The organism is uncultured Thalassolituus sp. (assembly GCF_950066645.1).
Lineage (GTDB): Bacteria > Pseudomonadota > Gammaproteobacteria > Pseudomonadales > Oceanobacteraceae > Thalassolituus.
Genome location: NZ_CATMFB010000002.1, coordinates 333619 through 354299, shown reverse-complemented (window position 1 = coordinate 354299; position 20681 = coordinate 333619). Strand labels below are relative to the sequence as shown.

Genomic DNA, 20681 nt, shown 5'->3' with positions numbered 1-20681 from the left:
ATGCCTCTGTTCCGTGAAGACGTGCGTGCCCTGACCGGAGGAGAAGATCCGGCGCTGCTCCTGCTGGATCTTGATGGAACGCTGATTGACAGCGTTCCGGATCTGGCCTCCGCCTGCGACTTTATGCTCACTGAGCTGGGGCGGGCGCCAGCGGGCATAGAAAAGGTATCCCACTGGATTGGTAATGGTGCCGATAAACTGGTTCGACGGGCACTGGCTGACGGGTGTGAGCAAGCCGCGGAGGAGTTACCGGACGCTGAGGTCGGTGCCGCGCGGATACATTTTGATCGCGCTTACCTCCGTGTGTTGACCGAAGCGACGGGTGCATTTCCGGGCGTAGAGGCCTTTCTCCAGGCGCTGACTATTCCGGCCATCCTTATTACCAATAAACCCCGTCTGTTTACCTTACCGTTGCTGCGCTCACTGGGATGGCAGGATCATTTCGTAAAAGTGATCTGCGGCGATGACCTGAAAGAAAAGAAACCGTCACCCGTGCCGGTGCAGTTTGCCTGTGAGTGGCAGCGCACTGTGCCAGAGCGGGCACTGATGATCGGTGATTCTGTGAATGATATCCGCGCTGCGCATGCCGCAGGAGCGGCGGCCATTGCAGTCTCGTATGGTTACAATCATGGCCACAGCATTCACTCGGCAGGCGCCGATCTGGTGTGTGATCAGCTACAGGAGTTGCTGGAAATCTGATGCCTGAGACACTTCTCAACCGCCCGGACCTGATATCCATTGGGTTGATTCTTCTTGCCGTTGTCGCCTCGGCGGGCCTTGGCTGGCTGCTGCGTGATCGTCGCAGTCGCGAGGCGGAATACCATCTGCGTCAGATACAGGAAGAAAAACAGCGCCAGGACACCGAGCTTCAGGCTCTACACGCGCGTTGCCAGTCACTGCAGGATGCACTGGAAGACTCCAGCAGGCAGCGCGAAGCCCTCAGTGTCGATATTGCCCGCACCGGGGAACGCCTCAGTCAGAATCAGGAACACCTGCAGCAGCAGATTGAGCAGCAGCAGGAGTTACAGAATCAGTTAACCCGGCTGCGGAGTCGGGAGCAGGAACTGACCGCCGCTCTGGCAACCGAGCAGGAAGCCCGTCAACAGGAGCAGCGTACGTCTGCCGAAAAGCTGACGCTGTTACAGGAAGCCCGGGAGCAGTTGCTGAAAGAATTCGAGAATCTGTCGCAGAAGATTTTTGAGCAGAAAACCCGTCAGTTCAGTGAACAGAGCCAGCAGGGGATCAACGGCCTGTTGACGCCCTTCAGAGAGCAACTGGACGGACTGAAGAAAAAAGTCGAAGAAGTCTATGTGTCGGACGTTCGCGACCGGGCGACACTCAAGGCCCAGATTACCGAACTGCAGCAACTGAATCAGCAGATGAGCGCCGAGGCGCACGCCTTAACCACAGCACTGCGTGGCGAGAAGAAAACGCAGGGGAACTGGGGTGAGCTGGTTCTTGAAACTGTATTAGAAAAGTCGGGTCTGCGGGAAGGGATCGAGTTTATCCGTGAGCAGCAGCTGCAGAATGATGAAGGACGCCGCTTCCGCCCGGACGTGGTGATTAACCTTCCGGACGATAAACACATCGTTGTCGATTCTAAGGTGTCGCTGAATGCCTACACCGATTACGTAAACTGCGAAGACAGCGACCGTCGGTCGGCGCTGGGGAGAGCACACACAGAGGCCGTCCGTCAGCACATCCGCTCACTCAGCGACAAGGCGTATCACCAGCTCGAAGGCATCAACTCTCCGGACTTTGTGTTTCTTTTTATGCCGGTAGAGCCTGCCTTTATGCTGGCGTTTCAGCAGGATGAAAGCCTCTTTAACGAAGCGTTTGAGCGCCGGATTGTGGTGGTCACGCCCACCACGCTTCTGGCTACTCTGCGGACTGTCGCCAATATCTGGGCCATTGAGCGGCGCAACCGCAGCACAGAGAAACTGGCGGAGCAGGCCGGGAAGATCTACGACAAGCTGGTCATCGTCGTTGATCGGTTCGAAAAAGTCGGCAGCCAGCTTTCGACCGTTCAGAAAAGCTACGACGAAGCCTGGAATTCGCTGCGCAGCGGTCGCGGCAACCTGGTCAAGCAGGCCGATGATTTCCGCAAACTCGGGGTCCGGGTTAAAAAAGAGCTGTCACGTACCCTGGTCGAAGACGCTGAGGCGGAACATGAGCTGGAATCTGCTACTGTTAATGAGGCTCAGTTGCCGTTGATGGATGACAACTGAAAGACTGATTGCTCATTGGCGGGGTAGCCACAGGCATGGACGGATTCTCGCAATACTCAGCGCTGGTGGAGGCTTCAGATGAGCCACCGGCAACCCTTCAGAAGATTCTAAGCTGGATCATTGCACTGATCTCCGGACTGGTGTTGCTTGGCTGGATTACTGGTCAGCGTGCTCTGATGAGCGTGATTGATGGCTTTCCCACCATGAAAGCGAACACGGCCATCGGTTTCCTGATGATTTCTATCGGGCTGGTATGTCCTCATACCCGTCGTGCGGTGTCGCGGTTGCAGATCGCAGGTCTGTTGCTTGCGATCCTGATGCTGGCCACGCTTTCACAATACCTGACCGGGTATTCACTCGGTGTCGATGAGTGGTTGATTGCTGATCCATACAGCACTGAGCTGCCGGGGCGACCGTCACCGGCGACGGCTGTTACATTTATTGTCCTTGCACTGACGATGATGACTGCGTCACTACCGCTCCCCGGTGGTTTCCGGGCTTTTATGCTGCTGCTCAGTGCCAGTATTCCTCTCACAGTACTCGGGGTCTACCTGCTGGACCCGGCCGATGTTCAGTCGTCGGATTTCTTTTCCACCGTCGCACTTCATACGGCACTTCTGTTTCTGTTGTCGACGGCGGCATTGACGCTGCGTCTGTACCCTCAGCATCGTGCCGCTGATGCTGGCGCGTCTGTTGGAAGACGTCAGTTCGAGCGCTTGTTGTTTCCGGTACTTATGGGCCCGCTGGCGTTGGGTGTGGTGGTCTATAACCTCATGGTCTCTGGCGCGCTGTCTCCCGGGTTGGCAATGGGGTTGTACATCGCCGCGTTTTCAGTGGTTGTGCTCGGGGCTCTGATCTGGAACAGCGCTCAGGAATCACTCTGGTACCGGCGTATCGCGGACGAAGAACGGGAGCGGGAAGCGACCTACCGGAAACTGAGTAGCATGATGGATATCGTTCGTGGCGGAATGATATACCTCGCCGCAGATGGCTCCGTACGGGAAAGTAACCGACGGGCTGCCGCTATGTTCGGGGTCGGGCCTGACGAGTTCAGAGCCGTGAACATCAGTCGTTTTGTTCCGGACGAATGGCGTGAGCGGTTTGAACGGGTGTTAGCCAGAATGACCTCGGACCGGCAACTGAGACACTACCGGCATCGTATGTTCCGTCTGACATTGCAGAGAAAAAACGGCCAGCGCTTTACGGTACTGTGCAGCGTTGGCCCTGTGGCTGAACCATCCGGTTCGGTGATGGGCGTTCTGCTGGTCAATGCTGAGTCGATCGAGCAGCAGATGCGGCAATTGAAGCGTGAAGTACGCATTGATCACCTGACCTCAGCCGGCACCCGGGCCAGCCTGGAGGCCCGTCTGAATGAGCTGGAAAGCTACGGGTCCCGCGGGGACGGACACGTCGGTCTGATCATGCTCGACATTGATCACTTCAAAGCGATCAATGATCGTTTCGGTCATCTTGCCGGCGATCAGATTCTGGCGGATTTCGCACGCCGGGTAGACGACAGCCTGCGTTATACCGATACCCTGTACCGCTACGGCGGAGAGGAATTTGTTGTGGTCGTTGTCGGCGCGACCGAAGGCTCGCTCGAACGTCTGGCGGAACGTATCCGGCGTAAAATAGCCGACCAGGCGTTCCACTGGCAGGACGAGCGGATTGCAGTCACCTGCAGTCTGGGGGTGACCTATCACCGTGAGGGTGAATCCTACGTGACGGCATTGGAGCGGGTGGATACCGGGCTCTACGCCGCCAAAGAAGAAGGTCGTAATTGCGTCCGGCTGCTCTGACGATTGGCCGTTGTCGCTGAGCTCCGGTAAACTTGCGCCTTTTCATCTTCTGCGCAGCGAACTGACATGACCGACCGCGACGATATCTATCAGACTCACCTCGATAAGGTCCCGGATTTCCGCTTTGATACCGCAGTCGCACGCGTATTTCCGGACATGATCCGTCGGTCAGTTCCGGGGTACGCTGAGACGGTGGCCATGTCGGGTATTATTGCAGCCCGTTACGCTCAGGCAGGCACGCATCTATACGACCTGGGGTGTTCACTCGGTGCCGTGACCCTCGCTATGCGCCACGCGTTGACGACCGACGACTGCCGGATTATAGGTATTGATAATTCGCAGTCGATGCTGGAGCGCGCCGGGCATTATCTGGCATTGGACGATGAGGGTCCTGAGGTTGATCTGGTGTGTGCCGATATCTGCAACTACCCACTTGAGAATGCTTCTGTTACCGCACTGAACTTTGTTCTGCAGTTTATTGCCCCCGAGCAGCGTCTGACATTGTTGTCGCGCATTGCTGCTGCGACCTGTGACGGTGGCGCACTGATTCTCTCTGAAAAAATTGCGTTTGATGCTGACGAGCAACAGATTCAGGATACCCTGCACCACGACTTCAAGCGGGCGAATGGTTATTCCGATCTGGAGATCGCCCAGAAGCGCAGTGCCATTGAAAATGTACTGATCCCGGAAACCGAAGACGTGCACCGCGAGCGCCTGCTGGCGGCGGGTTTCTCAAAAGTGATCCGTTGGTATCAGTGCTTTAATTTTGTTTCTTACCTCGCCATAAAATAATGACTGATTCCGACGATTCTCTGCTGCCCTGGTTTGATGATGTTCATGCGTTTTTGCAGGAGGGTAAATTTGCCCCGTGGGGACAGATTCTACAGGATCAGCTGCAGCTGTTTCTTCATGACAAAGAGCATGGCGATCAGGCCCGCTGGCTGGACGCACTGGATGCGTTGCCAGCGATTACTCCGGAGGCATGTGATCTCACTGCACATGACCTTCGCCTGAGTAAACGCGGGTTGTCAGCACAAGAAAGTGCTGCGGTCGAAGCCGGGCTGCGTGGTCTGATGCCCTGGCGTAAAGGGCCGTTTCAGTTCTTCGACACACATATCGATACCGAGTGGCGCTCGGACTGGAAGTGGGACAGAGTCGGCCCTCATCTTGCTCCTCTCAAGGGGCGTACGGTACTGGACGTCGGGTGTGGCTCTGGCTATCACATGTGGCGCATGTTGGGCGATGGTGCCGAACGGGTGATCGGAGTCGACCCTTCCCGGTTGTTTCTGATGCAGTTTCAGGCGTTGAAGCGTTATGCCGAACGGGCACTCGGGAAACAATCGATCGACCTGTTGCCTTTAAGGATGGAAGACGTACCCGCACGCCTGCGTGCATTTGATACGACGTTTTCGATGGGGGTTCTTTACCACCGCAAGTCGCCGATTGATCACCTGCAGGAGCTGCGGGATACCCTGCGTCCTGGTGGTCAGCTGGTACTTGAAACCTTAGTGATTGAAGGCAGGCTCGGCGAAGTACTGATGCCAGAAGACCGCTATGCCATGATGCGTAACGTCTGGTTTCTACCATCGGTTGATACGCTGCTGTTATGGTGTCGGCGCGCGGGCCTGAAAAATCCGCGTCTGGTCGACCTTAATCAGACCAGTATTGAAGAGCAACGGACCACCGACTGGATGCGTTTCAATTCGCTCCCAGACTTTCTTGATCCGGATGACCCAACAAAAACTGCCGAGGGGTATCCGGCACCATTGAGGGCAGTCATTCTTTCTGAGGCCTGATCTGAGCAGGTTAAGTGTCGCATAGGGACAATTGCGGCCACTATCTGTTCAGTTATTATACACCCGTTTAATTCTGTCGCAGCGAAGCGACGGGTGGTGCCGGTAAAGTAATCCGGCCAATACTCATCAGATCAGGATACAGGGATGTTTACTCAGACCAGAAAATTATTTCTGGGCTGCGTGCTGCTGGCGCTTGCCGGCTGCTCCGGCTCGGGCTCAGATTCAGACAGCGTTTCTCCAGACCCGGATATTCCGGGTCTTCCCACCCCTGTATTACCTTCTCCGGAACCTTTGGCCGAGGCCGAAAAAGCGGCTGCGCTCAGTACCGCTGATCTGGTTCTTGAGGTTACGGATCCGTCAGGAAAACTGCTGTCGGGCGTCAGTGTGCTGGATGACTCCGGAGAGCTGGGGGTCACGGATGACAGTGGTCGTCTGACGCTGGTGGACATTCCGACCGGAGAAAAAAACCTCCGTTTTGCCCTTGCGGGGTACGCACCTCAGGTGTGGGCTGCTGATTTTCAGACAGCGCAGACTCAGCGGGTGGTTCTGATCGCCCGGGAGGCTTCCGTGTCATTTGTTGCAGCAGAGGGTGCTGACATTACAGGGAAAGACGGTGCCGCCATGGTGGCCGGTGCGAATGCCTTCGTCACCGCTGCCGGAGATATCTATTCAGGCAATGTGCTGGTGTCTGTCACGCCTGTCGATGTTGCGTCTGGCGAGACTGCAGCTGGCGCTTTTCCGGGTAGCTTTAATGCGGTGCTCGAAGACGGTAGCGAACGACCATTGATTACTTACGGTACGGTCGAATACCACTTTACCGACGAGTCCGGCAATGAACTGCAACTGGCTGAGGGGCAGACGGCAACCATCGAAGTTCCTGTGTATGTCACGTCACACCCGGACGGCACACCGGTGCGTCTGGGGGATGTCATTCCATTCTGGTATCTGGATGAAGACACCGGTATCTGGCATGAGGATGGCGAAGGTACAGTGGTTGCCAGCGAGCATTCGCCGACAGGTCTGGCACAACGTGGAGAAGTCAGTCATTTTACCTGGTGGAATGTCGACGTTTCTCCACGTCCTGCTGAGGTCCGTATCGAGTCGGTTCTGCCTGAAGCAGAGGACGTCATTTATCGCATTGAATATATCGTAACACCGCTGAACAGCCGCTACTCCCAGAGGCGTGTGGCCGTAGATTATCGTGCGGGTGGGCTTGCTGTGTTTGATGGATATATTCCTGATAATACCCAGGCACAGATTGACGTAGTGCTGTATCAGTATCTCAACGCAGCGCGTTCCTCAACTGCGCGGGTTGCTCGTGATGGGGGGCGTTACTTTTTCGCGGCGGGAGAGGAGCGCGTTCTCAGGTTTGATTTTTCCGATACGCCAGTCATTGAAGAATTGTCAGATCTCTCTGTCTCAGGTGAATTGCTCAACGAAGTGAACCAGCCGTTGGAAATGGGGGGAGACCTTGTCTTAATTCCCGGGACCTCGGCAGACTTCCGGTTGGCAGAGCTGGATGGGTTGATGCTGTCAGCAACCGACGCCAGTTATCTGTTGCACCTGACGGAAGGTCCGCAATGGTTTGCAGACATGCTGACAATCACTGCGGACGGCAAGGTTTTCGTGCGTGGAGAAATTCCTGAATTTGATGCCACCGATATTGTGATCGATATCTGGGTTGGTGAAGATGACATTGTTTATTCGATCGTTCTCCGGCTGATTCCTGGTAGCCCTCTGGAGATGGTTGTTTCTCTGAGTGATATTGTCATAGCGACAGCTCAGTCGGTCGGGATTTCTGGCCCTGACGTATCAGGAGGTTTTGCTCCTTATAATGTGTCGCTGCTGCCTGTATCGGCAAGCGACGAATCGCGTATTTCCGCGACAGGCAGTCTCGCGGATGGATTTACGATTACGGGTGTGCGCGAGGGGATTGCTGGTGCGCGTTTTTCTGTCAGTGATGCCTCCGGCAGGAATCTGTTTTCAGACACTTTTCAGGTGACGGTCGTTGCTGCAGCACCGGTGCTCAGTAATGTTGAAGACATACGACTTCTGATAGGGCGGAATATTACTCTTGTTCCCGAGGTTGAGGGGCTGGTGGCGACCTGGTCGTATGACGGTGTGTTACCGCCCGGCGTGACGTTTGATGCGTCTTCCGGTGAGTTCAGTGGCACATTGGATCGCGTCGGAACCTTCCCTCTGACATTAACCGCAGCCAATCTACAGGGCAGTCACAGCACCAGTTTCACCATCGCGGTGAATCCGGAAACGTTGGCGCCTATGACTGATACAGGGCTCAATCTGTCGCAGTTAACTGGCATAAATGCAGCCTCCTGGACGCTGGTATCCGGCTCATTGCCACAAGGACTACACCTTGACGCCGACAGCGGCGTGATCTCCGGTGCAGCTCAGGAATCCGGTGAGTTTCTGCTGACGTTTGACGCCGATGGAAGCACGGTGACTTTCACTCTGACGGTCAGTGAGATACTGAATAATCCTCCGGAGCTGTCTGCAGATTTGCCAGACACTGTCCGTCTGGGTGGGCGGGCTGTCTTTACCGTCAGTGCCAGCGATATCGATGGCGATGAAGTATCAGTTCAGGTTCAGGTGTCTGACAATTCAATCGCGAATCTGGTGTCCTTATCTGCAGACACTTATCAGATCGATGTGTCAGCCGTCGCGATGGACGATGACGAATTTGAAATAACGATCATCGCGCTCGACAGCGCAGGCTCAGAAACTGTCATCCGGCAGACCGTTAAAGTTGAGCGCCAGGCCTTTGCGCTGGGGCCTCTGCTCAGTAACGGCCCCTCTATCAACTCGCCGGCAATTCAGGATACCGGTGACAGCTGCGTTATGTATTACCAGTCTTCGTCCTCGTATGGGGCGGGGCTGTATTATGTATACGACAAAGAGACTGCTTCCTGGGCCGCGGAGCCTGGCACGGCAGTAAACAATATTTCATTGCTGGATATAGAAACCCAGCACGGTGTCACTGTGTGGGGGGGCTATATTCCACAGCAGCGGGGATCGTACGCAGACTCTCTCATCAACGCCGGCTTTATGGTTGAGGGTGAATTAGTGCCGTTTACCTCCTTGCCTGATGTGTCGGAAGAAAATCTCACGGCGAGAATTAATCATGTACTGACTTACCAGACAGCCGGTGGAGACCTCCGGCTCTATGTGTCTGTGACAGATGAAGGGCTGTTTTACAGTGATGATCAGGGCGAAAGCTGGAATCGCCAGGTCATTGAGGGGGTTTCCCGACTGAGTGTGCGCAACCTGATGGATGCTGGTGGTGTGCTCATGGTGCGGGGATATCAGCAGGCAGAAGGCTATTTTAATGAAATTCTACTCGTCAGCGACGACGAAGGCCTGAGCTGGGAAGCAACACAGATTAATAATGGGGTTGCTGATATCAGCAAGGTGATTAGTCACCCGGAAACTGGTCTGCGTATCGGAGTAGGTAATTATTATTACAACGATGGGATGACAGTCGCAGAACCCGGCATTAACTATTCATACGACGGTCTGGAGTGGCAGCGTATCGAGTCGTTTGAAGTCAGTGAGGGTGGTACCGACTTTAACCGGGTTGAGATGATGTCGCTTGAGTACAGCAATGGCCGCTGGCTCGCAGCAGGTTATGGCGGCAGCAGATCAGTAGTGGCGCAAAGCTACAACGGCATCGACTGGAATCTGCTCTATACCTCAACCGATTCAGATGCGCTTATTAAAGTGGCCACCAACTGCTTTGCTGACGAACGTCTGCTGACGGTCACAGGCAACTCCCTGATCTGGAATAACCTGGCCGAGAGCTATCAGCCGTTGAATGAAGGTCTGTTAATCCAGGACTGGTACATCAATCCGCTGGAGGCAGATATCCGCGCTTACGAAGAGAAGGTAGATACTTCCTCCGGGCGCCCGGTCTATGGGGGTGCTTTTGTTCATGAAACGGCTGATGGTATTGACTGGCAGGTATCAGAAATGACTCTCGATGGCGTTGCCATGGAGAGTCTTCCTGACTTTATCGTCCGTGGCAGCGATGGTACCTGGTACCTACCTCAGGATGAGCTGGTGAATTTCCAATCGGATAACGGCGTGGATTTTGAGTCGGTACCTTACAGTCTTCCGGAAGACGAGGTTCTGGAAAATCTGATTCTGACAAATGAGGGTTTTGAACTTTATTATCTTCCAGAAGATGACTATCAGAATTACTACCTGGTGACCACGGACGGGATACTGGTGAATTTCTTCCTTCAGGATTCCGAATGGACAATGACACCTCTTGCAGACATTAAAGACTCTCTGCCGGACTTCGCGCCGGAAGATCTGCGCAGGGTGTCTGTGGCAACCGACGGGGTTTTCTATCTGCTCGTAGATTCCGAGACAGAGTCCGGTCTGGTGACAGAATTGCTGCAATATACTCCAGGCACGGGACTGACCCTGGAAGAGGGTTGTTGGTTCAACGGTGAGTGTTATCTCAACACCGATCCTGACAACGAGTTGGGTCAGATCGGGTATTTCATTCAACCTGTCGGGGCGGATCATTTCATCATGTATTCGTTGGCCGATGTTTCATCGTTCTGGTCCGCGACGCAATATCGTAAAGGCACGGGCGGTGAGTGGCAGTCTCAGGACATCAGCTTCCTCCGTAGTCAGGGGTTGATAGCGACGAGCGAGATCAGGGTTGAAGCGGCAACGCCGGTCAGTCCTGCGCTGGTAACCATGCATACTCTGGGCGTGATGGCCTATGACGCTGAGGCAGCGACATTGGCTGGGCCTTTGACGATTGGCCAGCAGTATGTCGGGAAAATACGTCGAAGCGGGGATCAGTACATTGCTGTAACGTCAGGTTACCGCCCTCAGGCCTATGTACTCCCGATCGACTTCCTGTCGGGAATGGAATGGCCGGCAGAGTATGTCCCCGAGGTTGTCGAGGACGAGACGCCTGAAGAGTCAGAGCCCGAACCCCTGGATAACTCTCAGTTGCAATAAGGGGCTGCTCAGTGCTGGGGGAGTGCCGCAAAAAACGGCGCTCTTTCACGCAGCTTTTTAACTTCGTCAAACACGGCTTTGATTTCTGGTGAATGCATTGAAAAATAATGCAGCCACTGTTTCAGGCGGTCGGTCAGTTGTTTGTCCGTCAGGTGCGGAAGCTGATCGGCCATTCTGACCATGAGCTGCAGATGCTCCTGCCAGCGCATCGGCTGATATCCCGGTTCTTTGATGATGCGTGCCAGATCCGGTGTCGCTACTAATCCACGACCTATCATCAGTAAATCTGAAGTACTCTCCTGCTGGCACTGTTGCGCTTGAGTGGGCGTCCAGATTTCTCCATTTGCCAGTACCGGAATGTTCACCTTCTTTTTTATTTCCGCTATCCAGCTCCAGTAGGCCGGCGGTTTGTAGCCTTCGGTTTTGGTCCGGGCATGGACTGTCAGCCACTGGATTCCACCGGCTTCCAGTGCGGCGGCATTATCGAGAGCAAGGCTTTTATCTTTAAAGCCGAGACGCATTTTGGCACTGACGGGAATATGCGGGGGGACGGCCTGACGGACACGCGTTGCAATGCGGTTCAGCAGGTCAGGGTACTGAAGCAGGACTGCGCCTCCCTGGCTCCGGTTAACGGTTTTTGCCGGACAGCCAAAATTGAGATCAATGGCCAGCGCTCCAAGCCGGGCAGCCTTGGCTGCATTCCCCGCGAGCAGCTCTGGGTCACTCCCAAGTAGCTGAATATGCACGGGGGTGCCAGAGAGTGTTCTGCCGCCGTTATGCAGCTCAGGACACAGACGGTAAAACACTTTTTCAGGAAATACCTGCTGTGTGACGCGGATAAATTCGGTCACACAGTGATCAATTCCACCGACGGCGGTCAGCAGTTCACGGAAGACACCATCCATCAGACCTTCCATTGGCGCCAGTGCAATGTAGGGCCGCTCCGCGTCAGTGAAGGGCAGGGTACCGGTGAACATCAGATATCCGCGAAGAAGGGAAAAGGCGCGCAGTATAAATTGACACTTGTCAGATAACCAGCTGACGGCAGGACAGTCAGTTGCGTGGGAGAGACCTTTTCAGTAATCTTGGGCAGCTTGTCATACATGGGGCAGGGGGATTTGTGCCTGCCGCTGGCATAACAAGCCAACAGAATACAACAACAAGGAGCCCCTGATGCCAGAGCAAGATCTGATATCACAGGGTTTGGAGCTGATGATTCTCGGTATGGGTGTCGTATTCGTCTTTCTGACGATGCTGGTATTCGTGACGGGAACCATGTCCAAGCTGGTAAACAAGCTGGCACCTGAAGTAGAAGCACCTGCACCGGCACCTCGCCGCCCTGCAGCTGCCCCTGCGGCTGGTGTTGATCCGCAACTGCTGAAAGTACTGTCAGCTGCGGTCAAAGAGCATCGCGCCAACCAAAAGTAAGGCGCGAAAATAACAACGGAAACGTTTACAACGTTAATGGAAGAAAAGGCATCACCCATGTCCGATTCTAAGAAATTAGGTATTACCGACGTCGTGCTTCGCGACGCACATCAGTCTATTCTGGCTACCCGCATGCGTATTGACGACATGCTTCCCATCGCTGCAAAACTCGATCAGGTTGGCTATTGGTCACTTGAATCCTGGGGCGGCGCCACGTTTGATTCATGCATCCGGTATCTGGGCGAAGACCCATGGGATCGCATCCGTGAATTCAAAAAAGCGATGCCAAATACTAAGCATCAGATGCTGTTGCGTGGTCAGAACCTGCTTGGCTATCGCCACTACGCTGATGATGTTGTTGATAAGTTCGTTGAGCGTGCTGCCTTTAACGGTGTAGATGTATTCCGTGTATTCGACGCAATGAATGATCCGCGCAACCTGGAAACTGCACTGAAAGCAGTCAAAAAACAGGGTAAACATGCGCAGGGTACGCTGTCGTACACAACCAGCCCGGTTCACACACTGGATTCCTGGATCGATCTGGCTAAGCAGATCGAAGACATGGGTGCAGATTCCATCGCCATCAAAGATATGGCGGGTATTCTGACTCCTTATGACGCGTATGAACTGGTATCACGTCTGAAAGCTCAGACTGATCTCGAAGTTCAGCTGCACGCTCACGCGACTGCGGGTATGTCTGATATGACTATCCTGAAAGCGATTGAAGCAGGCATCGACCGCGTTGATACCGCAATTTCTTCTATGTCCATGACGTACGGTCACACCGCAACAGAATCTGTTGTTGCTGCTCTGAAGGGCACTGATCGTGATACGGGTCTGGATCTGCTGCTGATCGAAGAAATCGCTGCTTACTTCCGTGATGTACGTAAGAAGTACGCTAAGTTTGAAGGCGCGCTGCGCGGTACCGACAGCCGTATTCTGGTTGCACAGGTTCCAGGCGGCATGCTGACTAACATGGAAAACCAGCTGCGCGAGCAGGGTGCTTCTGACAAGTTTGACGAAGTACTGAAAGAGATCCCACGTGTTCGTGAAGACCTGGGTCACATTCCACTGGTTACGCCAACTTCTCAGATTGTAGGTACTCAGGCCGTACTGAACGTTCTGACTGGCGAGCGTTACAAGTCTATCTCTAAAGAGACTCAGGGCATCCTGAAAGGCGAGTACGGTGCGGCTCCTGCGCCAATGAATGCTGAGCTTCAGGCTCGCGTTCTGGAAGGCAAAGAAGCGATCACCTGTCGTCCTGCTGACCTGATCGAAAACGAACTGGATAAAGTGATTGCCGACGTTGAGAAACTGGCCGCTGACAAGGGCATTACCCTGTCTGCCGACAAGATCGACGACGCTCTGACGTACGCTATGTTCCCGCAGATCGCGCCTAAGTTCCTTGAGAACCGTAACAATCCGGATGCGTTCGAACCTGCGCCTACGGGTGCAGCAGCCGACACTTACACCATCAACGTAGACGGCAACGAATACGTGGTGAAAGTGAACGAAGGCGGCGATGTTACTCACCTGGCTCCGATCAACGGCGCACCTATGACTATGGGCGGTGATACGGGTGCAGCAGCTGCAGCTCCTGTTGCTGCTGGTGGCGGTGAGCCAGTTGGCGCACCACTGGCGGGTAACGTCTGGAAAGTTCTGGTTCAGCCGGGTGATATTGTCGAAGAAGGCGATGTTGTGCTGATCCTCGAAGCCATGAAGATGGAAACCGAAGTTCGTGCACCTAAGTCCGGCACCATCGGCAGCGTTTCTGCGAAAGAAGGTGTTGCGGTAAAAGTTGGCGACACTCTGTACACGATCGCGTAAGGGAGCTGACGGATGGAAAGTTTACTCCGCCTTTGGAACGACACAGGTATTGCGCACATTGAAGGCGGCCAGGCATTTATGATGCTGGTCGGTTTCGGCATGCTCTACCTGGCGATCAAAAAAGGTTTTGAACCTCTGCTGCTGCTGCCAATTGCTGTTGGTACGCTGATGGTAAACATCCCGGATGCAGGTCTGGGGTGGTCTGCTGCTGAAGCGGCGATCCGTGCGGGCGATGCCACTCTGGTTCCGCAGTTCCGTGAACTGTTTGGTCTGGCGGCTAATGCTGACACAGCGGCGCTGCTGGATGCCTATCACCACGCAGGCACAGCGGTATACAACAAAGTTGTAGCCATGAGTTCTGCGGCTGGCTACGAAAACGGCATGCTGTACACCTTCTACAAGATCACTATTGCCAGTGGTGTTGCACCGCTGCTGATCTTTATGGGTGTAGGCGCGATGACTGACTTCGGTCCTCTGCTGGCAAACCCTAAGACTCTGCTCCTGGGTGCAGCAGCACAGTTCGGTATCTTTGGTACTGTCTTCGGTGCGGTAATGCTCACAGATGCAGGCCTGATGGACTTCACCATTCAGCAGGCGGCTGCGATTGGTATCATCGGTGGTGCTGACGGCCCGACCTCGATCTTTATTGCCTCTAAGCTGGCGCCTGAGCTGCTGGGTGCGATTGCGGTCGCTGCGTATTCATATATGGCTCTGGTTCCTATGATCCAGCCTCCAATTATGAAAGCGCTGACTTCAGAAGCTGAGCGTAAGATCAAGATGGAACAGCTGCGTACTGTATCCAAGAACGAGAAGATCATCTTCCCGATCGCGGTACTGATTCTGGTTGCTCTGTTGCTGCCATCAGCGGCACCTCTGCTGGGCATGTTCTGCTTCGGTAACCTGATGCGTGAGTCTGGTGTGGTTGAGCGTCTGAGTGACACTGCACAGAATGCACTGATCAATATCGTGACCATCTTCCTGGGCCTGTCTGTGGGTTACAAGATGAGCGCTGATGCCTTCCTGAATGCAAGCACCATTGCCATTGTACTGCTGGGCCTGGCGGCCTTCTCTGTAGGTACTGCGGCGGGTGTTCTGATGGCGAAGCTGATGAACGCACTGACCAAAGATCCTATCAACCCGCTTATCGGTTCTGCCGGTGTGTCAGCTGTACCTATGGCTGCGCGAGTGTCGAACAAGGTGGGTCTGGAAGCGAACGGTCAGAACTTCCTGCTGATGCATGCGATGGGCCCGAACGTTGCGGGTGTGATCGGTTCGGCGGTGGCTGCGGGTGTGATGATCTCCTTCTTTGGCTGATTGTCCCCTCCGACCTGAAAAAACGGCGCCTCTGGCGCCGTTTTTTTTTGTGTTGGCTGGCGCTGTGGGAACTCAGCTGACGCACGTGCCTCTGAAGACAGAAGGAGGACATTATGCTGGATCTTCAGTGGGAACAGATGCTCAGTCACTTTCTGCATCTCGGGGTCGCCTTTCTGCTGGCCATTCCGGTGGCCGTTAACCGGGAGCTCAGGAGTCGTGGAGCAGGGTTGAGGACGTTCCCCCTGGTTTCAGTGGCATCGTGCGGGTACATGTTATTGGCGATGCAGGTGTATAGCGGCTCTGATGCGGAGGCTAAGGTGATGTATGGCCTGATCACCGGGATCGGTTTTATTGGTGGCGGCGCTATTCTGAAAAACGCCGGAAATGTTTCTGGTACGGCGACGGCTGCAAGCATCTGGAATACCGGTGCCATTGGTGTATCGGTCGCATACAGTTACTACGAAATCGCCATCACACTGTCATTGATGAATTTTGCAGTTCTGCAGTTTGTGACGCCCTTGAAACGTGAGCGCACGGGCGAAGATCAGGAAGATTAGCAGATACGAAAAGGGGCCTGATGGCAGGCCCCTGGTGAGATGATGCGACTGTGCTTATCCTATTTTCAACGTGCCAAGAGCTTCGCTCCGGACGCGTTCAAGCAGTGCGCTATCAGTCTTCAGGTTTTCGCCATACGACGGCACCATCTCTTTCAGGCGGTCTTTCCAGCCACCGGTCTGCATTTGCTCTGCAAAGCAGCGTTCCAGCACTTCAATCATCGCCTGGGCAGCGACAGAAGCACCGGGAGAAGCCCCCAGCAGTGCAGCGAGAGAGCCATCTGCTGCGGCAACCAGTTCAGTACCGAACTCAAGCTTGCCACGGCCTTCGCTGTCTTTCTTGATGATCTGTACGCGCTGACCGGCACGGGCCAGGGTCCAGTCGCTGTCTTTACAGGCAGGGAAATAGTCACGCAGTGTCGCGACGCGTTCCTTGTGAGACTGCCGTACTTCGCTGATGAGATAGCGGGTCAGATCCATATTGTGCAGACCTACTTCCATCATCGGCTTAAGGTTGCTGACGCTGACCGATTTCAGCAGGTCGAACTTCGACCCGGATTTGAGAAATTTCATCGTGAATCCAGCGAACGGACCGAACAGCAGAGCGGGTTCGCCGTTGATAATACGGGTATCCAGATGAGGAACTGACATCGGAGGTGCCCCGATCGCCGCTTTTCCGTACACCTTGGCATGATGTTGTTTAACAATCTCAGGATCTTTGCACACCAGCCACTGACCTGAGACGGGGAAGCCACCATAGCCTTCAGCCTCATCAATACCGGATTCCTGCAGGAGGGGCAGAGCACCGCCACCGGCACCGAGAAAGACAAACTTTGCATGCAGCTTGCGGGATTTACCGGACTTACGGTCTTTAACCGTCACAACCCATGATCCATCTTTCTGGCGGTCAAAATCGTCGACTTCAGTATTGACCATCAGGCTGAAGTTCGGATGTTGTTCGAGGGTGCTGACAAGATTACGCGTCAGTGAACCGAAATCGACATCGGTGCCGTGTTTGATGCGGGTCGCAGCCACCGCTTGCCCTGGCTTACGCTCTTTCATGACCAGCGGCATCCATTCCATCAGAACGTCAGGATCATCGCTGAACTCCATCTCTTTAAACAGATGGTGCGCGCTCAGTTTTTCGAAGCGTTGACGCAGGTAAGCCACGTTGTCCTCACCCCAGACAAAACTCATGTGCGGGGTGGTGTTAATAAACTCTTCAGGAGAAGGCAGACCGCCATCCCGTACCAGGTAGCTCCAGAGCTGCATGGATACTTCGAAATTCGCATTGATGGTCAGTGCACGGTCAATATGGACCACGCCCTGTTCGTCCTGAGGGGTGTAGTTAAGTTCACAATATCCGGCGTGGCCGGTGCCGGCGTTATTCCAGCCGTCTGTGCTCTCATGAGCAACGTGATCCAGTCGCTCAACCAGAGCAATCTGCAGTGAGGGGTCAAGCCGGCTGAGAAGTGTCCCGAGTGTTGCACTCATCACTCCACCGCCAACCAGCAATACATCGACCTTTTCTGTCGTCATATAAGTTCGCCTGTTCCGGGTTGTAACTAGTTAACAGGCCAGTGGCTGCGTCAGGGCTTGTGGCCCGGGTACACCCGCTGGTCCGCTACCGGCCTGTATGCCGGAGCGCCCTGTGTGTCTGGCTTTGAGGGGTCAGGTTCGTGTGAACCCTGAGTCAGGGCTGATAAGAGAAACAGCTCTGATTTTTCAGTCGGCCCGCAAGTTACCGGAAAGCGTAAACCGGGTCAATTTACCTTAGTCGCAGACAGCATGTAGCGGGCATTTGTGCACTTTGCAGTGCCCGTTACCTGTCAGCTAACCATAGACAAGGATGAACCAACGTGGGTTTCTCTCATCACAAAATGACCAGAACGTCGCATGCTTTGGGTCAATACGCCCCCATGGCCGGTGACATGCGTTAGGGTAAAAACACAGGAGGAGACTATGAATCTGCGAAATGCCGTGCAGTTGATCGCCTATCCCGATCGACTGGGAAACAACCTGAAAGACCTCGCTCACTTTATGGAAGCGCACCTGCAGGAGGCGGTGGGGGGTGTCCACATACTGCCCTTTTATCCTTCCAACGCTGATGCAGGGTTTTCACCCTTGACTCATAAAGAAGTCGATCCAGACTACGGTGACTGGTCAGATATTGAGCGTATCGCCCGTCAGTTTGACCTGTGTGCAGACCTGACGGTGAATCATATTTCCGACGAGTCTGCCGAGTTTCAGGACTTCCTCAGGTACAAGGACGACTCGCGCTATGCGGGTCTGTTTGTGCGGGTCGACCGTATGGGCGAGTTCTCTCCTGACGACATGGCGAAAATTCATATCCGCAAAGAAAAAGAACCTTTCCGGGAAGTCACCTTTGCTGACGGCAGTAAAGAACGGGTGTGGTGTACCTTTACCGAGCAACAGATTGATCTCAATTATGAGGACGACGCTACCTACGACCTGATGGAAGACTACATCAGTTTTATGGCTGCCCGGGGCGTAAAGCTGTTCCGTCTGGATGCCTTTGGCTACACCACTAAGCGGGTTGGCACCAGTTGTTTTCTGGTTGAGCCTGACGTGTACCGGAATCTTGATTGGGTCAACAGTGTGGCGCAGAAACATGGCGCCCGCTGTCTGCCTGAAGTGCATGACCACAGCAGTTACCAGTACGCCATCAGTCGTCGTGATATGCATCCTTATGGGTTTGCGTTACCCCCTCTGGTGCTTTTCTCTCTGCTTGATGCCAACAGCGTGTATCTGAAGCACTGGCTGCGCATGTGCCCACGCAATATGGTGACAGTGCTCGATACGCACGACGGTATCTGCATTCCCGATGTAGAGGGTGTCTTGCCGGAAGAGAAGATAAAGGCACTGATCGATAACCTGCAGCAGCGCAGTGCAGATCCTATTATGCGGAAATCTGCGGCAAATATTCACAGTGTGGGGGCCATTTATCAGATAACCTGCACTTTCTATGACGCACTGATGCAGAACGATGATGCTTATATTGCGGCCAGAGCAATTCAGTTCTTCACGCCAGGCATCCCGCAGGTGTATTACGTCGGTCTGCTTGCCGGTGTGAATGATGAAGCATTGATGGACAGCACCGGAGAACTGCGGGACATCAACCGGCATTATTATTCTCTGGCCGAAGCAGAAGATGCCCTGCAGCAGCCGGTCGTTAAACGATTAATGACGCTGATGAAATTCCGCTCTCAGTATCCTGCGTTCGAAGGCCGGTTCGAATTGCATTCGAGCAATGACTCAAGTGTCCACATGGCCTGGCGGCACGGCGAATATTATTGCGAGCTGTTTGTGGATCTCAATTTTAATACAAGTGTATTAAGCTATCTGGATACTGAAACATTGGAAAAAACATCGATTTCCTGCTGAGCTGAAGTACCGGCAGTAAGAACACCAGGTGGCTTATGTATACCCAGATCCGTCCGATATTTTCACTCTTAGCGGGCGTCACTCTGCTGCTGTTAGGCAGCGGCCTGCTGAACACGCTCCTCGCTATCCGCGGAGGTGTTCAGGGCTTCAGTGCTGAACAGATGGGCCTGATCATGTCCGGCTATTTTGTCGGCTTTTTTATCGGGACCTTTATCGCATTGCCCGTGATCCGGCGTATTGGTCATATACGCACCTTTGCTATGTTTGCGGCACTGGCGTCGGTATCTGTCATGCTGCATGACCTTATGCTGACTCCCTGGGCGTGGGGAGGGCTGCGTATCGTTACCGGCATCAGTCTGGTGACTCTCTACACTGTGATCGAAAGCTGGCTGAACGCGCAGACCCCTGCGGAGCAACGGGGTCAGGTATTTGCGGTGTATATGATAGTCAACCTCGCGGCACTGGCGCTCGCACAGCAGTTCCTGAATCTTGCCCCGGTGGATTCCTATCTGCTGTTTGCGGTAGCCACTATGCTGGTGACTCTGTCGTTGGTTCCGGTCACCTGGACGCGACTCGCGCCTCCTGAGGTGCAGACGGTCAAGCGTCTGGGGGTACGGTTTCTCTGGCGGATAGCCCCTGTCGCGGTCGCGGGGGCGGGCATGTCAGGGTTGGCGATGGGGGCATTCTGGGGAATGTCGGCGGTATATGGCACATCTGTTGGACTGGATACCGCCAGTATTGCCTTGCTGGTAACGTCAGGAATTATCGGTGGTGCGGTTCTGCAATATCCGTTAGGTCGCCTCTCTGATCGTTTTGACCGTCGTCGCGTACTGGCCTGGTCTGCAGGTGTGGCGGCGTTCTCTGCACTGACTCTTATCCCAGCTTCGTATCTTGGGCCCCAGGCACTGTTTGCTGCGATGGCTGTCTACGGTGGGCTGGCCTTCTGCGCGTACCCGATTGCTGTGGCACATCTGATCGATCATCTGGAGGGACCGGACATTCTGGCCGGGGGCAGTGCCATCCTGTTGGTGCACGGTGTTGGTGCAGCCATCGGTCCTGCGCTTGCAGGGCAGTTAATGGCACTGGGGGGCGCAAACGCCCTGCCTGTCTACTTTGCAGCGATGCAGGGCGGGCTGGTTCTGCTGGCGGTATGGAAAATGCATCAGAGAACAGTAGAAGAGCCCACCGGTGAACCGGCGCACTTCGTACCTATGGTGCGGACGACGCCGACAGCACTGGAAATGCATCCTGACGAACTGACAGAAGAGCTGTCTGATTCACCGGAAAAGTTGGCCAGCTGAAAAGCGGGTCGATGGCCAGACCGGAACCGGCCGG

General features: G+C 54.5%; 13 protein-coding genes and 1 pseudogene. 12 read left to right on the top strand and 2 right to left on the bottom strand.

What is annotated here, in order from left to right; genetic code table 11:
- The 6 genes from Q1L85_RS03380 (at position 1) to Q1L85_RS03355 (ending at position 10818) form a co-directional block, all read left to right on the top strand.
- Positions 1-699 (top strand): phosphoglycolate phosphatase, encoded by a 699-nt coding sequence (locus tag Q1L85_RS03380; RefSeq protein ID WP_300432258.1) that lies wholly within the window; start codon positions 1-3, stop codon positions 697-699.
- On the top strand, positions 699-2228 hold the full coding sequence (gene rmuC / locus Q1L85_RS03375) for a DNA recombination protein RmuC (RefSeq protein WP_300426193.1): 1530 nt from the start codon (positions 699-701) through the stop codon (positions 2226-2228). The genes Q1L85_RS03380 and rmuC overlap by 1 nt, the downstream gene beginning before the upstream one ends.
- Before the next feature lie 8 nt (positions 2229-2236).
- Positions 2237-4027 carry a diguanylate cyclase gene (locus tag Q1L85_RS03370; RefSeq protein WP_300426194.1) on the top strand — a complete coding sequence of 597 codons (1791 nt, stop codon included), beginning with the start codon at positions 2237-2239 and terminating at the stop codon, positions 4025-4027.
- Between the two features lie 66 nt (positions 4028-4093).
- Positions 4094-4819 (top strand): carboxy-S-adenosyl-L-methionine synthase CmoA, encoded by a 726-nt coding sequence (cmoA, locus tag Q1L85_RS03365; protein ID WP_300426195.1) that lies wholly within the window; start codon positions 4094-4096, stop codon positions 4817-4819.
- A complete protein-coding gene (cmoB, locus tag Q1L85_RS03360) occupies positions 4819-5823 on the top strand; it encodes a tRNA 5-methoxyuridine(34)/uridine 5-oxyacetic acid(34) synthase CmoB (RefSeq protein WP_300426196.1) in 1005 nt (334 codons plus the stop codon). The genes cmoA and cmoB overlap by 1 nt, the downstream gene beginning before the upstream one ends.
- A gap of 144 nt (positions 5824-5967) precedes the next feature.
- Positions 5968-10818, top strand: coding sequence for a putative Ig domain-containing protein (locus Q1L85_RS03355; protein WP_300426198.1), 4851 nt, complete (start codon positions 5968-5970; stop codon positions 10816-10818).
- 8 nt (positions 10819-10826) lie between these two features.
- On the opposite strand, the gene Q1L85_RS03350 is transcribed toward Q1L85_RS03355, so the two are convergent.
- Entirely contained in the window at positions 10827-11795 is a 969-nt protein-coding gene (locus tag Q1L85_RS03350; RefSeq protein ID WP_300426200.1) for a tRNA-dihydrouridine synthase, read from the bottom strand.
- 196 nt (positions 11796-11991) lie between these two features.
- Between Q1L85_RS03350 and Q1L85_RS03345 the strand changes: the two genes are divergently transcribed.
- The 4 genes from Q1L85_RS03345 (at position 11992) to Q1L85_RS03330 (ending at position 15944) form a co-directional block, all read left to right on the top strand.
- A complete protein-coding gene (locus Q1L85_RS03345; RefSeq protein WP_300426201.1) occupies positions 11992-12246 on the top strand; it encodes an OadG family protein in 255 nt (84 codons plus the stop codon).
- Between the two features lie 57 nt (positions 12247-12303).
- Positions 12304-14073 carry a sodium-extruding oxaloacetate decarboxylase subunit alpha gene (gene oadA / locus Q1L85_RS03340; protein WP_300426202.1) on the top strand — a complete coding sequence of 590 codons (1770 nt, stop codon included), beginning with the start codon at positions 12304-12306 and terminating at the stop codon, positions 14071-14073.
- A 12-nt stretch (positions 14074-14085) separates the two neighbouring features.
- Positions 14086-15387: a sodium ion-translocating decarboxylase subunit beta gene (locus Q1L85_RS03335; protein ID WP_300426203.1), complete on the top strand. Its 1302-nt coding sequence runs from the start codon at positions 14086-14088 to the stop codon at positions 15385-15387.
- Between the two features lie 113 nt (positions 15388-15500).
- On the top strand, positions 15501-15944 hold the full coding sequence (locus Q1L85_RS03330) for an MgtC/SapB family protein (RefSeq protein WP_300426205.1): 444 nt from the start codon (positions 15501-15503) through the stop codon (positions 15942-15944).
- A gap of 54 nt (positions 15945-15998) precedes the next feature.
- On the opposite strand, the pseudogene mqo reads toward Q1L85_RS03330, so the two are convergent.
- Positions 15999-17510: pseudogene (gene mqo / locus Q1L85_RS03325) on the bottom strand (malate dehydrogenase (quinone)); the annotation flags it as partial.
- 393 nt (positions 17511-17903) lie between these two features.
- On the opposite strand from mqo, the gene gtfA reads away from it, so the two are divergent.
- Together gtfA and Q1L85_RS03315 are read left to right on the top strand one after the other, a co-directional pair.
- Entirely contained in the window at positions 17904-19346 is a 1443-nt protein-coding gene (gtfA, locus tag Q1L85_RS03320) for a sucrose phosphorylase (protein ID WP_300426206.1), read from the top strand.
- A 35-nt stretch (positions 19347-19381) separates the two neighbouring features.
- The gene (locus tag Q1L85_RS03315) at positions 19382-20647 is read left to right on the top strand and encodes an MFS transporter (protein WP_300426207.1); all 1266 of its coding nucleotides are present in this window, start codon (positions 19382-19384) and stop codon (positions 20645-20647) included.
- Positions 20648-20681: the final 34 nt, after the last annotated feature.

Coding starts and splice junctions, on each gene's coding strand:
- Q1L85_RS03380 (WP_300432258.1), top strand. CDS start 1: ATGCCTCTGTTCCGTGAAGACGTGCGTGCCCTGACCGGAGGAGAAGAT.
- rmuC (WP_300426193.1), top strand. CDS start 699: ATGCCTGAGACACTTCTCAACCGCCCGGACCTGATATCCATTGGGTTG.
- cmoA (WP_300426195.1), top strand. CDS start 4,094: ATGACCGACCGCGACGATATCTATCAGACTCACCTCGATAAGGTCCCG.
- cmoB (WP_300426196.1), top strand. CDS start 4,819: ATGACTGATTCCGACGATTCTCTGCTGCCCTGGTTTGATGATGTTCAT.
- Q1L85_RS03355 (WP_300426198.1), top strand. CDS start 5,968: ATGTTTACTCAGACCAGAAAATTATTTCTGGGCTGCGTGCTGCTGGCG.
- Q1L85_RS03350 (WP_300426200.1), bottom strand. CDS start 11,795: ATGTTCACCGGTACCCTGCCCTTCACTGACGCGGAGCGGCCCTACATT.
- Q1L85_RS03345 (WP_300426201.1), top strand. CDS start 11,992: ATGCCAGAGCAAGATCTGATATCACAGGGTTTGGAGCTGATGATTCTC.
- oadA (WP_300426202.1), top strand. CDS start 12,304: ATGTCCGATTCTAAGAAATTAGGTATTACCGACGTCGTGCTTCGCGAC.
- Q1L85_RS03335 (WP_300426203.1), top strand. CDS start 14,086: ATGGAAAGTTTACTCCGCCTTTGGAACGACACAGGTATTGCGCACATT.
- Q1L85_RS03330 (WP_300426205.1), top strand. CDS start 15,501: ATGCTGGATCTTCAGTGGGAACAGATGCTCAGTCACTTTCTGCATCTC.
- gtfA (WP_300426206.1), top strand. CDS start 17,904: ATGAATCTGCGAAATGCCGTGCAGTTGATCGCCTATCCCGATCGACTG.
- Q1L85_RS03315 (WP_300426207.1), top strand. CDS start 19,382: ATGTATACCCAGATCCGTCCGATATTTTCACTCTTAGCGGGCGTCACT.